This is a genomic window from Pseudomonas sp. Root71, from assembly GCF_001429045.1.
Taxonomy (GTDB): Bacteria; Pseudomonadota; Gammaproteobacteria; order Pseudomonadales; family Pseudomonadaceae; genus Aquipseudomonas; species Aquipseudomonas monachiensis.
The window spans coordinates 197311-212195 of the sequence record NZ_LMHY01000026.1 but is presented as its reverse complement, the minus strand read 5'-3'; the positions used below and the strand labels follow the sequence as shown (position 1 = coordinate 212195).

The 14885-nt window shown below is 60.3% G+C and carries 13 protein-coding genes and 1 pseudogene; 12 read left to right on the top strand and 2 right to left on the bottom strand.

Annotation, left to right across the window (positions count from 1 at the left end):
- The first annotated feature begins 505 nt into the window (after nucleotides 1–505).
- The 4 genes from ASD95_RS19425 (at nucleotide 506) to ASD95_RS19410 (ending at nucleotide 3629) form a co-directional block, all read left to right on the top strand.
- Nucleotides 506–868 carry an ArsC family reductase gene (locus tag ASD95_RS19425; RefSeq protein ID WP_007978403.1) on the top strand — a complete coding sequence of 121 codons (363 nt, stop codon included), beginning with the start codon at nucleotides 506–508 and terminating at the stop codon, nucleotides 866–868.
- A gap of 32 nt (nucleotides 869–900) precedes the next feature.
- Nucleotides 901–1935, top strand: a complete 1035-nt coding sequence (gene dapD / locus ASD95_RS19420; RefSeq protein WP_056720988.1) for a 2,3,4,5-tetrahydropyridine-2,6-dicarboxylate N-succinyltransferase — start codon at nucleotides 901–903, stop codon at nucleotides 1933–1935.
- A gap of 84 nt (nucleotides 1936–2019) precedes the next feature.
- Nucleotides 2020–3225: an aminotransferase class V-fold PLP-dependent enzyme gene (locus ASD95_RS19415; RefSeq protein ID WP_056720990.1), complete on the top strand. Its 1206-nt coding sequence runs from the start codon at nucleotides 2020–2022 to the stop codon at nucleotides 3223–3225.
- Nucleotides 3222–3629 (top strand): SufE family protein, encoded by a 408-nt coding sequence (locus ASD95_RS19410; RefSeq protein WP_056720991.1) that lies wholly within the window; start codon nucleotides 3222–3224, stop codon nucleotides 3627–3629. Before ASD95_RS19415 ends, ASD95_RS19410 begins: the two co-directional genes overlap by 4 nt.
- A gap of 75 nt (nucleotides 3630–3704) precedes the next feature.
- Here ASD95_RS19410 and tcdA read toward each other — a convergent pair whose 3' ends face one another.
- Nucleotides 3705–4517: a tRNA cyclic N6-threonylcarbamoyladenosine(37) synthase TcdA gene (gene tcdA, locus ASD95_RS19405; protein WP_056720994.1), complete on the bottom strand. Its 813-nt coding sequence runs from the start codon at nucleotides 4515–4517 to the stop codon at nucleotides 3705–3707.
- A 264-nt stretch (nucleotides 4518–4781) separates the two neighbouring features.
- On the opposite strand from tcdA, the gene ASD95_RS19400 reads away from it, so the two are divergent.
- From ASD95_RS19400 to ASD95_RS19385, 4 genes are all read left to right on the top strand, one after another.
- Complete coding sequence (locus ASD95_RS19400; RefSeq protein WP_056848065.1) at nucleotides 4782–7373, top strand: glycosyltransferase; 2592 nt, start codon at nucleotides 4782–4784, stop codon at nucleotides 7371–7373.
- 257 nt (nucleotides 7374–7630) lie between these two features.
- Entirely contained in the window at nucleotides 7631–8782 is a 1152-nt protein-coding gene (gene dapE, locus ASD95_RS19395; protein ID WP_056720997.1) for a succinyl-diaminopimelate desuccinylase, read from the top strand.
- A complete protein-coding gene (locus ASD95_RS19390; protein ID WP_056720998.1) occupies nucleotides 8782–9591 on the top strand; it encodes a putative RNA methyltransferase in 810 nt (269 codons plus the stop codon). Before dapE ends, ASD95_RS19390 begins: the two co-directional genes overlap by 1 nt.
- 83 nt (nucleotides 9592–9674) lie before the next feature.
- Complete coding sequence (locus tag ASD95_RS19385; protein ID WP_056721000.1) at nucleotides 9675–10052, top strand: hypothetical protein; 378 nt, start codon at nucleotides 9675–9677, stop codon at nucleotides 10050–10052.
- Between the two features lie 92 nt (nucleotides 10053–10144).
- Here ASD95_RS19385 and ASD95_RS19380 read toward each other — a convergent pair whose 3' ends face one another.
- On the bottom strand, nucleotides 10145–10354 hold the full coding sequence (locus ASD95_RS19380) for a cold shock domain-containing protein (RefSeq protein ID WP_007954750.1): 210 nt from the start codon (nucleotides 10352–10354) through the stop codon (nucleotides 10145–10147).
- A 236-nt stretch (nucleotides 10355–10590) separates the two neighbouring features.
- On the opposite strand from ASD95_RS19380, the gene plsB reads away from it, so the two are divergent.
- The 4 genes and pseudogenes from plsB to ASD95_RS19360 all read left to right on the top strand — a co-directional run bounded on the left by plsB (nucleotide 10591) and on the right by ASD95_RS19360 (nucleotide 14881).
- Nucleotides 10591–13086 carry a glycerol-3-phosphate 1-O-acyltransferase PlsB gene (gene plsB / locus ASD95_RS19375; protein WP_056721002.1) on the top strand — a complete coding sequence of 832 codons (2496 nt, stop codon included), beginning with the start codon at nucleotides 10591–10593 and terminating at the stop codon, nucleotides 13084–13086.
- 117 nt (nucleotides 13087–13203) lie between these two features.
- Complete coding sequence (locus ASD95_RS19370; RefSeq protein WP_056721004.1) at nucleotides 13204–13548, top strand: hypothetical protein; 345 nt, start codon at nucleotides 13204–13206, stop codon at nucleotides 13546–13548.
- A gap of 246 nt (nucleotides 13549–13794) precedes the next feature.
- Complete coding sequence (locus ASD95_RS19365; protein WP_056721006.1) at nucleotides 13795–14196, top strand: YbaY family lipoprotein; 402 nt, start codon at nucleotides 13795–13797, stop codon at nucleotides 14194–14196.
- 27 nt (nucleotides 14197–14223) lie between these two features.
- Nucleotides 14224–14881 (top strand): annotated as a pseudogene (locus tag ASD95_RS19360) (DUF4197 domain-containing protein).
- Nucleotides 14882–14885: the final 4 nt, after the last annotated feature.

Sequence of the window (14885 nt, the reverse complement as noted above, 5' to 3'; positions counted from 1 at the left end):
CCCAACACCTCGCGCAACACGTCATCACCCATCTGGTGATGACGGCTGAGGCTGTACAACTCCAATTGATGGCGATACTCGGACATCATTCGCGCCTTGAGCTCTGCGGCCGTCGAAGAACAACAGCGGCGGCAGAAACAGAAACAGAAACAGTTCAGGGTCGATTGCCACATGCAAACCCAGCGTCGCCAGGCGAGTAAGGCCCCAGCGGCGGTTTGCATAAACAGTGGTTCCCGGAAAATCGACAGCATTGAAGTGCCATATTGGCCGCTTAGACTACGGGTGTCCCTTGCACCTACGTCGCACAGGTACAGAGTGCCCTGAAACACCGCAACCCCTGTGGGAGCGAGCCTGCTCGCGATGGCTGCGCATCAGCCAACCATGATGCTGGATGTCATGGCCCAATCGCGAGCAGGCTCGCTCCCACAGGTTTTGCGTTTTAACTGAAAGGCCATGGCATAATCCCGGACCAATTATTTCCAGCACCTGCAAAGGGGGCAAATCCTTGACCGTTTCAAGCAAAACGTTGCACCTTTTCGGCATCAAAGCCTGCGACACCATGAAAAAGGCGCGCACCTGGCTCGATGAACACGCTGTCAGCTATGACTTTCATGATTACAAGGCGGTCGGTATCGACCGTGAACACCTGACCCAATGGTGCAGCGAGCACGGTTGGGAAGTGGTGTTGAACCGTGCAGGCACGACCTTTCGCAAGCTCGACGACGAACGCAAAGCCGATCTCGACCAGACGAAAGCCATCGAACTGATGCTCGCACAACCCTCGATGATCAAGCGCCCGGTGCTCGATCTCGGTGACCGAACCCTGATTGGCTTCAAGCCAGATATCTACGCGGCCGCGCTCAAGTAAGCAGCCCGTTCAATTTTGTTAGAGGTATACACATGTCCACTACCCTGTTCAGCCTGGCCTTCGGCGTCGGCACTCAAAACCGTCAAGGCGCATGGCTGGAAGTGTTCTACGCCGCCCCGGTACTCAAGCCATCGGCTGAAGTCCTCGCCGCTATCGCACCGATCCTGGGCTACACCGAAGGCAATCAGGCCATCGCGTTCAGTACCGCACAGGCCTCGCAACTGGCTGAAGCCCTGAAAAGCGTCGACGCTGCCCAGGCGGCCCTGCTGACCCGCCTGGCCGAGAGCCACAAACCGCTGGTTGCCACCCTGCTGGCTGAAGACGCCCAGCTGTCGTCCACCCCCGAGGCCTACCTCAAGCTGCACCTGCTGAGCCATCGCCTGGTCAAGCCGCACGGCCTGAACCTGACCGGGATTTTCCCGTTGCTGCCAAACGTGGCCTGGACCAGCCAGGGCGCGGTCGACCTGAGCGAGCTGGCCGAACTGCAACTCGAAGCCCGCCTGCGCGGCGAACTGCTGGAAGTGTTCTCGGTGGACAAGTTCCCGAAAATGACCGACTACGTGGTTCCGGCCGGCGTGCGTATCGCTGACGCGGCGCGTCTGCGCCTGGGCGCTTATGTGGGCGAAGGCACCACCGTGATGCACGAAGGCTTCATCAACTTCAACGCCGGCACCGAAGGCCCGGGCATGATCGAAGGCCGCGTATCCGCTGGCGTATTCGTCGGCAAGGGTTCGGACCTGGGCGGCGGTTGCTCGACCATGGGCACCCTGTCGGGCGGCGGCAACATCGTGATCAAGGTCGGTGAAGGCTGCCTGATCGGCGCCAACGCCGGTATCGGTATCCCGTTGGGCGACCGCAACACCGTCGAGTCGGGCCTGTATGTGACCGCCGGCACCAAGGTGGCGCTGCTGGACGAGAACAATCAACTGGTCAAAGTGGTCAAGGCCCGTGAACTGGCTGGCCAGCCGGACCTGCTGTTCCGTCGCAATTCGGAGACCGGTGCCGTGGAATGCAAAACCCACAAATCGGCCATCGAACTGAACGAAGCGCTGCACGCTCACAACTAAGTGCCGCAGGCACCTGTGGGAACGACGGTGCGTCGCTCCCACAAGGTCCGGTGTACATCCGCCCAAGTTCACAGGGCTGAACACATGATGATTCTCTCTCCCTGGCGTGCCGATTTTCCGGCTATCGCCGCCCTGCAACGGCAAGACCAGACCTATCTGGACAACGCCGCCACCACGCAAAAACCTCAAGCCCTGCTCGATGCCCTGGCGCACTACTACGCCAATGGCGCGGCCAACGTGCATCGGGCGCAGCATTTGCCCGGCGCCCACGCCACCCAGGCGTTCGAGGACAGCCGCCGCAAGGTTGCGCAATGGCTCAATACTGGCGATTGCGGGCAGATCATTTTTACCCACGGTGCGACATCCGCGCTGAATCTACTGGCCTATGGCCTGGAACATCTTTTCAATCCGGGCGACGAGATTGTCATCAGCGCCCTGGAGCATCACGCCAACCTGCTGCCGTGGCAGCAACTGGCGCACCGTCGCGAGCTGAAACTGGTGATCCTGCCGCTGGATGCCGAGGGCGTGATCGACCTTGAAGCCGCGGCCGGTCTGATCGGCCCACGCACGCGTCTGCTGGCGGTCAGTCAACTTTCCAACGTGATTGGCGCGTGGCAGCCGCTGCCTGAATTACTGGCACTGGCCAAGGCGCACAACGCCCTGACCGTGATCGACGGCGCCCAGGGCGTGGTTCATGGTCGCCACGACGTGCAAGCGCTGGGCTGCGACTTTTATGTGTTCTCCAGCCACAAGCTCTACGGCCCCGATGGGTTGGGGGTGCTGTTCGGTCGCAATACGGCGCTGCAACAACTGCGTCCCTGGCAGTTCGGCGGTGAAATGGTGCTCGATGCCAATTATCAAGACGCACGCTTTCGCCCGGCACCGCTGGGTTTCGAGGCCGGGACGCCGCCGATTGCCAGCGTGATCGGCCTTGGCGCGACACTGGATTACCTCGCCGGACTCGATCAGGACGCCGTGTCCGCCCATGAAGCTGCGCTACATGCCTGCCTGCTCAAGGGCCTGGAGGCGCGCAACGGCATCCGCCTGCTGGGCAAGCCACAAGTGGCGCTGGCCAGTTTCACCGTCGAGGGTGTGCATAACTCCGATCTCGCGCATTTGCTGACCGAACAAGGGATCGCGGTGCGTGCTGGCCATCACTGTGCGATGCCGCTGCTCAAACGCTTCGAACTGGCCGGAGCGATTCGGGTGTCGCTGGCGCTGTACAACGATTCCGAAGACCTGGAGCGGTTCTTCGAAGCCCTGGATCAGGCACTGGAGCTATTGCGATGAACCTGCCCGCCGATGCCGTGACGGCACTGGACACCTTTCAGAAAGCGGCCGGCTGGGAACAACGCGCACGCCTGCTGATGCAATGGGGCGAGCGCCTGCCGGCGTTGAGTGAGGCGCAGATGTGTGATGCCAACCGGGTGCACGGCTGTGAAAGCCAGGTGTGGCTGGTGGGCGAATTGCGCGATGGCCACTGGCAATTCAGCGCCAACAGCGATGCACGGTTGATTCGCGGGTTGGTGGCGTTGCTGCTGGCGCGGGTCAACGGCTTGTCGGCGGCCGAGTTGCAGCAGGTGGATTTGCCGGACTGGTTCAATCAGTTGGGGCTGGGGCGGCAGTTGTCCGAGTCCCGCAGCAATGGTTTGAATGCGGTGCTGCAGCGAATGCGTAGCCTAAGCGACGCGTAGGAGCTGCCGAAGGCTGCGATCTTTTGATCTTGCTTTTAAAAAACAAGATCAAAAGATCGCAGCCTTCGGCAGCTCCTACGGCTTGACCCGCTCCGCCGGCCGCCGCACACCCGCGACAATCTTGTCCACAGCCTTGGTCGCCGCGACCATACCAAACGTCGCCGTCACCATCATCACCGCGCCAAACCCGCCGGCACAATCGAGCTTGACCCCATCACCGACAAAACTTTTCTGCAGGCAAATGCTGCCGTCCGGTTTTGGGTAGCGCAGTTGCTCGGTGGAAAACACGCACGGCACGCTGTAATGGCGGGTCACCGTGCGTGAGAAGCCGTAGTCGCGGCGCAGCGTGGAACGTACTTTCGAAGCCAATGGATCATTGAACGTGCGATTGAGGTCGCAGACCTGGATCAACGTCGGGTCAATCTGCCCGCCCGCGCCGCCGGTGGTGATGATCTGGATCTTGCGCCGCTTGCACCAGGCGATCAGCGCGGCCTTGGCGTTGACGCTGTCGATGCAGTCGATTACGCAGTCGATGTTCGGCGTGATGTACTCGGCCATGGTGTCGCGGGTCACGAAGTCAGGCACCGCGTGCACCGTGCAGTCCGGGTTGATCCCGCGCAGACGCTCGGCCATCACCTCGACCTTGGGCTTGCCCACAGTGCTGTCCAGCGCGTGCAACTGGCGATTGGCGTTGCTGACGCAGACGTCGTCGAGGTCGAACAGCGAAATCTCGCCCACGCCACAACGGGCCATGGCTTCCGCCGCCCAGGAACCGACACCACCGACGCCGACGATCGCCACATGGGCCGCGCGCAGGCGCTCAAGGCCTTCGATGCCATACAAACGGGCGATGCCAGCAAACCGCGGATCTTCTGTACTCATGACCATTACCCCAAAAACCGGCGCGCATTATAGGGCCGTCGGCGCCCAAGAGCATCATTGCGCTATGAACGGGCAACATCCACGAAAACTACATCGAACAAAGATTCGCCCTACACGCTCTAACGAAAGAACTTAAACCGACTTGGATTGCCCAATGTCCGGCAATTCCGTGTCCGCTGTACGACTAGAGAATGCCCGGTGTAGGATGCGCGCCCCTTGGCGACCGCCAACCGTTCCTTCGTTCCACAGTCTTTGGAACCCGAAATAACTATGTCATCGCGTAAATTTGGACTCAACCTGGTCGTGGTGCTCGCCATCGCCGCCTTGTTTACCGGCTTCTGGGCGCTGATCAATCGCCCGGTCACCGCCCCCAACTGGCCTGAACAGATCTCCGGTTTCTCGTACTCGCCCTTCCAGCAGGGCCAGTTCCCGCAGAAGGACCAGTTCCCGACCGACGATCAAATGCGTCGCGACCTGGAGATCATGAGCAAGCTGACGGACAACATCCGCATCTACTCGGTCGATGGCACCCTGCAAAACATCCCGAAACTGGCGGAAGAGTTCGGCTTGCGGGTAACCCTGGGGATCTGGATCAGCCCGGACCAGGAACGCAACGAACGGGAAATCACCCGCGCCATTGAAATCGCCAATTCCTCGCGCAGCGTGGTTCGCGTGGTGGTCGGCAACGAGGCCATTTACCGCAAGGAAATCACCGCCCAGGCACTCAGCGTCATGCTCGATCGCGTGCGCGCTGCCGTGAAAGTGCCGGTGACCACGTCCGAACAGTGGCACGTGTGGGAAGAACATCCGGAACTGGCCAGGCACGTCGACCTGATCGCCGCGCACATCTTGCCTTACTGGGAGTTCGTCCCGATGGACAAGGCCGGGCAGTTCGTCCTGGATCGCGCCCGCGACTTGAAAAAGATGTTCCCGAAAAAACCACTGCTGCTGTCCGAGGTGGGCTGGCCGAGCAACGGCCGCATGCGCGGTGGCGCCGATGCCTCACCGGCAGACCAGGCGATCTACCTGCGAACCCTGGTCAACAAGCTCAACCGCCAGGGCTTCAACTACTTCGTGATCGAAGCGTTTGACCAGCCGTGGAAAGTCAGCGACGAAGGTTCCGTCGGCGCCTACTGGGGCGTGTTCAACGCCGCGCGCCAGCAGAAATTCAACTTCGAAGGCCCGGTGGTAGCGATTCCGCAATGGCGCGTATTGGCCATTGGCTCGGTGGTATTGGCGCTGTTGTCGCTGACCCTGCTGATGATCGACGGATCGGCCCTGCGCCAGCGCGGTCGCACCTTCCTGACCTTCATTGCGTTCCTGTGCGGTTCGGTGCTGGTGTGGATCGGTTACGACTACAGCCAGCAATACAGCACCTGGTTCAGCCTGACCGTGGGCTTCTTGCTCGCCCTCGGTGCGCTCGGGGTGTTTATCGTGCTGCTGACCGAAGCCCATGAACTGGCCGAAGCGGTGTGGGTGCACAAGCGCCGGCGCGAGTTCCTGCCGGTGGAAGGCGACTCCAGCTACCGCCCGAAAGTGTCGATTCACGTGCCCTGCTACAACGAACCGCCGGAGATGGTCAAACAGACCCTCAACGCCCTGGCCAACCTCGACTATCCGGACTTCGAAGTCCTGATCATCGACAACAACACCAAGGACCCGGCGGTCTGGGAACCGGTGCGCGATTATTGCGAAACCCTCGGCCCGCGCTTCAAGTTCTTCCACGTCGCACCGCTGGCCGGCTTCAAGGGCGGCGCGCTGAACTACCTGATCCCGCACACCGCCAAGGATGCCGAAGTGATCGCGGTGATCGACTCCGATTACTGCGTGCACCCGAACTGGCTCAAGCACATGGTGCCGCACTTCGCCGACCCGAAAATCGCCGTGGTGCAGTCGCCGCAGGATTACCGCGACCAGAACGAAAGCACCTTCAAGAAGCTCTGCTACGCGGAATACAAAGGCTTCTTCCACATCGGCATGGTCACCCGCAACGACCGTGACGCGATCATCCAGCACGGCACCATGACCATGACCCGTCGCTCGGTGCTCGAAGAACTGGGCTGGGCCGACTGGTGCATCTGTGAAGACGCCGAACTGGGCCTGCGGGTATTCGAAAAAGGCCTGTCGGCGGCGTATTACCACACCAGCTACGGCAAGGGCCTGATGCCCGATACCTTCATCGACTTCAAGAAACAGCGTTTCCGCTGGGCCTACGGAGCGATCCAGATCATCAAGCGTCACACCGCCAGCCTGCTGCGCGGCAAGGACACCGAACTGACCCGCGGCCAACGCTACCACTTCCTCGCGGGCTGGTTGCCGTGGGTGGCGGACGGCATGAACATCTTCTTCACCGTCGGCGCGCTGTTGTGGTCGGCGGCGATGATCATCGTGCCGCAACGGGTCGATCCGCCGCTGCTGATCTTCGCAATCCCGCCATTGGCGCTGTTCGTGTTCAAAGTCGCCAAAATCATCTTCCTCTACCGTCGTGCGGTCGGAGTGAATTTGAAGGATGCCTTCTGCGCGGCGCTGGCCGGTCTGGCGTTGTCCCACACCATCGCCAAAGCGGTGCTGTACGGCTTCTTCACCAGCAGCATTCCGTTCTTCCGTACGCCGAAGAATGCCGACAACCACGGCTTCTGGGTGGCGATTTCCGAAGCACGGGAAGAGATGTTCATCATGCTGCTGTTGTGGGGCGCGGCGCTGGGGATCTTCCTGGTGCAGGGCCTGCCGAGCAACGACATGCGCTTCTGGGTCACCATGCTGCTGGTGCAGTCGCTGCCGTACGTCGCGGCGCTGATCATGGCGCTCCTGTCGTCGCTGCCGAAACCGACCGCCGAACCTGAAACGGCACCTGTCGTCTAAATCTCTGCGGATGCACTAAACGGCGGCCAATGGTCGCCGTTTTGCTTTAAGATAAGCGCCATTTTGCGGGGCTTGGCGTGATACAGGTCGTACTGACCGCACACAATTCCTGTGGGAGCGGGCTTGCTCGCGAATGCGTTGTAACAGTCCAGGAGTATGTTGACTGACACACCGCATTCGCGAGCAAGTCGAAGCGTCGAACCGCCGCCCCCATATTAAAAGCCAAAGCCCATATCTAATGATTTCCGGAGTTTTCCATGACGGCCCACGCCGACCTTTCGCCGACCCTCCAACTCGCCATCGACCTGATCCGCCGTCCGTCCGTGACGCCGATCGACGCCGATTGCCAGAAGCAGATGATGCAGCGCCTGGGTGATGCCGGTTTCACCCTGGAACCGATGCGCATCGAAGATGTGGATAACTTCTGGGCCACCCACGGCCAGGACGACGGTCCGGTGCTGTGCTTCGCCGGCCACACCGACGTGGTCCCGACCGGCCCGGTGGCGGCCTGGCAGATCGAGCCGTTCAACGCGCTGATCGACGAACACGGCATGCTCTGTGGCCGTGGCGCCGCCGACATGAAAGGCAGCCTCGCCGCCATGACCGTCGCCTCCGAGCGCTTTGTCACCGACTACCCGAATCACAAGGGCAAAGTCGCCTTCCTGATCACCAGCGACGAAGAAGGCCCGGCGCACCACGGCACCAAGGCCGTTGTTGAGCGCCTGGCCGCGCGCAAGGAACGTCTGGACTGGTGCATCGTCGGCGAACCGTCGAGCACCACCCTGGTGGGTGACGTGGTCAAGAACGGTCGTCGCGGCTCCCTCGGCGTCAAGCTGACCGTGCGCGGTGTGCAGGGCCACGTGGCCTACCCGCACCTGGCGAAGAACCCGATCCACCTCGCAGCCCCGGCCCTGGCGGAACTGGCTGCCGAGCATTGGGACCACGGCAACGACTTCTTCCCGCCAACCAGTTTTCAGATCTCCAACGTCAACTCCGGTACCGGCGCGACCAACGTGATCCCGGGTGACCTGGTGGCGGTGTTCAACTTCCGCTTTTCTACCGAGTCGACAGTCGAAGGCCTGCAAAAGCGCGTCGCCGACATCCTCGACAAGCATGGCCTGGACTGGCACATCGACTGGGCGCTGTCTGGCCTGCCGTTCCTCACCGAACCGGGCGCGCTGCTCGACGCGGTGTCGGCGAGCATCAAGGACATCACCGGTCGTGAAACCAAGGCGTCCACCAGCGGTGGTACCTCCGATGGCCGCTTCATCGCGACCATGGGCACCCAAGTGGTTGAACTGGGCCCGGTCAACGCGACCATCCACCAGGTCAACGAGCGCGTACTGGCCGCCGATCTCGACGTGCTGACCGAGATCTACTACCAGACCCTGATCAAGTTGCTCGCCTGATGCTTGCGTGCCCGATCTGCAGTGAGCCGCTCAATGCGGTGGACAACGGCGTGGCCTGCCCCGCCGGGCATCGTTTCGACCGCGCTCGCCAGGGTTACTTGAACCTGTTGCCGGTGCAGCACAAAAACAGCCGCGACCCTGGGGATAACCAGGCGATGGTCGAAGCCCGCCGCGACTTCCTGAACGCCGGGCACTACGCCCCGGTGGCCAAGCGTCTGGCGGAACTGGCTGCTGGTTATGCACCGCAGCACTGGCTGGACATCGGTTGTGGCGAGGGTTACTACACCGCGCAAATCGCCGAGGCACTGCCATATGCCGAAGGTTATGCCCTGGACATCTCCCGGGAAGCGGTCAAACGCGCCTGCAAACGCAACCCGAAGCTGACCTGGTTGATCGCCAGCATGGCGCGGGTGCCGCTGGCTTCCGGCAGTTGCCAGTTCCTGGCCAGTGTCTTCAGCCCGCTGGACTGGGAAGAAGCCAAGCGCCTGCTCAGTGTTGGCGGCGGCCTGATGAAAGTCGGGCCAACCAGCGGCCACCTGATGGAACTGCGTGAGCGGCTGTACGACGAAGTGCGCGAGTACATTGACGACAAGCACCTGGACCTGGTGCCGGAAGGCATGGCATTGGCGCACAGCGAGACGCTGACGTTCAAGCTGACGCTGGTCAGCGGTCAGGACCGCGCCAACCTGCTGGCCATGACGCCCCACGGCTGGCGCGCCAGTGCCGAGCGTCGTGCTGCCGTTATCGAACAGGCCGAGCCGTTCGAGGTCACCGTGTCGATGCGCTACGATTATTTCGTTCTTCAATAACTTTCTATCTTTTGGTCTCGGGCAAATGCTCAAGACCGGCTAAATCCGCGAATGGATTTTTCAGACCCGCAGTGAGGACATCCATGCGCCAACCCGATATCGAGATTTACCTGAAAGACGCCGACGTCGACCACAAGGCCATTTCCGCCTGGCTGGGTGCGGCATTGGGCCCGTGCACCGATTGGGTCCAGAAGGGCCAGACCTACAAGTGCACGGCTGGCAACGTGCCAGTGACCTGGCTGCCAAAAGCCGTCGGCAAGTGGAACAGCCTGTACCTGGAAAGCGACCAGACCCCGTGGGACGACGACATCGCCTGCGCTCGCGCTGCGTTTGCCGCGCTGAACGTGGAAGTGCGTTGCGCACCGGGCACCTGGGTCGAGGAAGAAGGTGAAGAGACAGCGGACCGCTGGATTCGCATCAGTGTCGATGGTGAAGAAGAAATCACCTGGAAAACCGCATAAAAGCAAAAAGATCGCAGCCTGCGGCAGCTCCTACAAGGTTATGTGTACACCTGTAGGAGCTGCCGCAGGCTGCGATCTTTTGATCTTGAAAGTTACAACCCCACCACATCCTCAGCCTGCAACCCCTTCTGCCCTTCCACCACCGCGTATTCAACCTGCTGGCCTTCGGTCAGCGAACGGTGGCCTTCACCGCGAATCGCGCGGTAGTGCACGAACACGTCCACCCCGTCCTCGCGCTGAATGAAGCCGTAGCCCTTGGCGTCGTTGAACCACTTCACATTGCCGGTTTCGCGTGTTGCCATTTGTTCATACTCCCTTTTTATTATTGATCGGGCTTTTCGCAGGAAAGCCTCGGGAACGTCAGCCTGCGCATACCGGTCCCATGAGGGCAACGGCGACAGAGCGCCGAGTATATGACAGACGTTAAAACTCTCAACAGGAGTTTACTTCGCCGCTTTTTTGCCGATTTTAAGCGAATCCGGCACACTATCGCCCTCCCGAGCAAACGCTTGGTTTTATTCACTCACGCAGAAGCCGTATGACCCGCTCCCCGTTCCGCCGTCTTGTGTTTGGCACCCTGCGCCGACTGTTGTACATCTGGGTTCGCTCCGAGACGATCAACCAGTCGTCGTTCACCCTCAACCTCGACCGCAGTCGTCCGGTGTTCTACGTCCTGCAAAACCCTTCGCTGACCGACCTCGCCGTGGTCGACACCGAATGCAGCAAGGCCGGCCTGCCACGTCCGGTACTGCCGGTATCGGTGGGCAACCTGCTGGAACCTGCCGCGTTCTTCTACCTGACACCGGACCCCGACTGGCTCGGCCGTCAGGACAAGCGCGGCGCGCCGCCGACACTGACCCGCCTGGTCAGTGCCCTGAGCCAGAACGCCGCAGAAGATGCGCAGATCATTCCGGTCAGTGTGTTCTGGGGCCAGTCGCCAGACAGCGAAAACAGCCCATGGAAACTCCTGTTCGCCGACAGCTGGGCCGTTACCGGGCGCCTGCGTCGCTTGCTGAGCGTCATCGTGCTGGGACGCAAGACCCGCGTGCAGTTCTCCGCGCCGATTCACCTGCGCGAACTGATCGAGCACGACAAGGGCCACGAACGCACCGTGCGCATGGCCCAGCGCATCCTGCGGGTGCACTTTCGCAACCTGAAGGCCGCGGTGATCGGCCCGGACATTTCCCACCGCCGCAACCTGGTCAAAGGCCTGCTGAACCAGCCACAGGTCAAACAAGCGATTCTCGACGAAGCCGAGCGCGAGAACATCTCGCCTGAGAAAGCCAAAGCCCAGGCGCTGCGCTACGGCAACGAAATCGCCTCGGACTACACCTACACGGCGATCCGTTTTATGGAAGTGGTGCTGAGCTGGTTCTGGAACAAGATCTACGACGGCATCAAGGTCAATCACATCGAAGGTGTGCAGAAGGTCGCCCCGGGTCACGAAGTGATCTATGTGCCGTGCCACCGCAGCCACATCGACTATCTGCTGCTGTCCTATCTGCTGTTTCGCAACGGCCTGACCCCGCCGCACATTGCCGCCGGCATCAACCTGAACATGCCGGTGATCGGCGGCCTGCTGCGTCGCGGCGGCGCGTTTTTCATGCGCCGCACGTTCAAGGGCAACCCGCTGTACACCTCGGTGTTCAACGAATACCTGCACACTCTGTTCACCAAGGGCTTCCCGGTGGAGTATTTCGTCGAGGGCGGCCGTTCGCGCACCGGGCGCATGCTGCAACCGAAGACCGGGATGCTGGCGATCACGCTGCGCAGCTTCCTGCGTTCGTCGCGCATGCCCATCGTCTTCGTGCCGGTGTACATCGGCTACGAGCGCGTACTGGAAGGTCGAACCTATCTTGGCGAGTTGCGCGGTGCGGCCAAGAAGAAAGAGTCGATCTTCGATATCTTCAAAGTGATTGGTGCGCTCAAGCAGCGCTTCGGCCAGGTGGCGGTGAACTTCGGCGAGCCGATCAAGCTGGCGGAATTCCTCGACGGCGAACAGCCGGACTGGCGCCAACAGGAGCTCGGCCCGCAGTTCAGACCCGCCTGGCTCAACGAAACCACCAACCGCCTCGGCGAGAAAGTCGCCCGGCACTTGAACGAAGCGGCGGCGATCAACCCGGTCAATCTGGTGGCACTGGCGCTGCTGTCGACCACCCGGCTGGCGCTGGATGACCGGGCCATGGCGCGAGTGCTGGACCTGTACCTGGCGCTGCTGCGCAAGGTCCCGTACTCGCCGCACACCACCTTGCCGGAAGGCGATGGCCGGGCGCTGATCGAGCATGTGAAGGACATGGACCTGCTGTCCGAGCAGAGCGATGCCCTGGGCAAGATTCTCTATCTGGACGAGCAGAACGCCGTCCTGATGACCTACTACCGCAACAACGTTTTGCACATCTTCGCCCTGCCTGCGCTACTGGCGAGCTTTTTCCAGAGCGCTTCGCGCATGAGCCGTGAACAGATCCTGCGCTACACCCGCGCGCTGTATCCCTACCTGCAAGCGGAGTTGTTCATTCGCTGGTCGCTGGACGAACTGGATACCGTAATCGATCAATGGCTGGCGGCCTTCGTCGAACAAGGCCTGCTGCGCTTCGAGAATGACCTGTACCTGCGCCCGGCGCCAAGCTCGCGGCATTTCGTGCTGCTGACGCTGCTGTCGAAAAGCATCGCCCAGACCTTGCAACGCTTCTACATGACCGTGTCCCTGCTGCTCAACAGCGGCCAGAACAGCATCAGCGCCGAAGAACTGGAAGACCTGTGCACGGTCATGGCCCAGCGCCTGTCGATCCTGCATGGCCTGAACGCCCCGGAGTTCTTCGACAAGAGCCTGTTCCGCCACTTCATCCAGACCATGCTCGACCTCGACGTGCTCAAGCGCGATGAGGCAGGCAAACTGAGCTATCACGAACTGCTCGGTGAACTGGCCGAAGGCGCGGCCAAACGGGTGTTGCCGGCAGAGATTCGTCTGTCGATTCGGCAGGTGGCGTTGCACGGTAATGAAAGTGCGGCGGAAAAAGCCCCGCTGAACACATAAACAACAACTTGAGTTTCCACGCAGAAATAAAAGGATGTATTTCTGCGAAATACCAGACTTCAATGATCAGCTAGCATCCTTCTCGCCTATTCCAGGCTCAACTAAAAGGATAGCTAGATGAACAAACACATTTCTGGAAAAGTTCTTTTCAGCAAAACCCCATACGAAATACAAACGGACTACACTACCAAAACCAGTCTTTACAAACATCTCAGTGACAATAAATCCAAGCTCATCAAAACGTACAAAGAAAACTCGCTGATGCATAAATGGTGGGAATTTGAGTTCATTATTGAACGCGACTCCAGTGAAAGCCCTGTCGGTACATACCGAATTGTCGCAGAAGTTTTTCTTCCCGACGGGACGCTTCTCGCCAAGGCCGATGAACTTCTATCGATCGATTTCCAATATGGCACTCGTCATCACGAAGACATCTACCTCGAACCTGTATTCATTGTTTAATTAATAAACACATCGAACCACCCGATAATAGCAAAGAGCCACTACATCTATCGGCAGCCGCACCTTCTTCAATGATGAGAGCGGCTATAAAAAATTTGCTCCGCAAGTGACTGAATACTCAAGTATATAATTGAAGAAACCCCTCACGCGCGAGGCAAAAAATTGCCGGGGGTTATTACCGGAAAAATCCGCTAAATTGTTGTTGGCGCCGGCCCACTTCGGGCGCCAATGACAAGGATCCGCCTCATGAAAAAACTCTCTCTCCTTGGACTCGCCGCTTTACTGAGCGCTTGTCAATCCATGCAACCTGCCCCGAAAGCCAGCCTCGAGGGCGAAGTTTTCTACCTGCAACGCATCGCCCTGCCGCCGACGGCGATCCTCAGCGTCAGCCTGCAGGACATTTCACTCGCCGATGCCCCCGCGAAGGTCATCGACGTACAGCGCGGCCAAGTCCAGGGCCAGGTGCCACAGGCCTTCCATCTCAGCTACGACCCGCTGAAGGTAGAACCCAATCATCGATACTCGGTAAGTGCGCGCATTGAAGTCGACGGCAAACTGAAGTTCATCACCACCGAGAATCATGCCGTGCGCCTGGACGGAACCGACCCACAACCACTGAAGGTCCGCGTCGATCCGGCCCGCTACTAAGTGTCTTTTTCGAAAAAGGAAGCTGCCATGCTCCGCCCTACCCTTCGCTTCGCCGGCCTGTGCGCAGGCTTGATGATCTGTGCCAACGCCCTGGCGCTGTCCCTCTCCGACCTGTCACAGAAAGACGCCACCGGCGGGCTAAAGGACGCACTGACCCAAGGTGCGCAACTGGCCGTCAAACAACTCGGCACCCCGGGCGGATTCAGCAACAACCCCGACGTGAAAATCGAACTGCCGGGCAAGCTGGGCAAAGTCGCGAGCAAGATGAAACAGTTCGGCATGGGTGACCAGGTCGACGAACTGGAAGCCAGCATGAACAAAGCGGCGGAAAGCGCCGTGATCCAGGCCCAGCCGATCCTTGTGGATGCCGTGAAGAAAATGACCGTGGAAGACGCCAAGGGCATCCTCAGCGGCGGCAACGATTCAGCCACCCAATACCTGAGCAAAACCAGCCGCGAACAAATCCGCACCAAGTTCCTGCCCATCGTCAAGCAAGCCACCGACAAGGTTGGCCTGGCCCAGCAGTACAACTCGTTCGCCGGGCAAGCAGCGACAATGGGCGTTGTTCACCGAGCAGGCGTTGAATGGCTTGTTCGAGATGATCGGCAAACAGGAAGAAACCATCCGCCAGAACCCGGCGGCTGCGGCAACCAGTTTGGCGAAGAAGGTGTTTGGCACGCTCTAAGCCC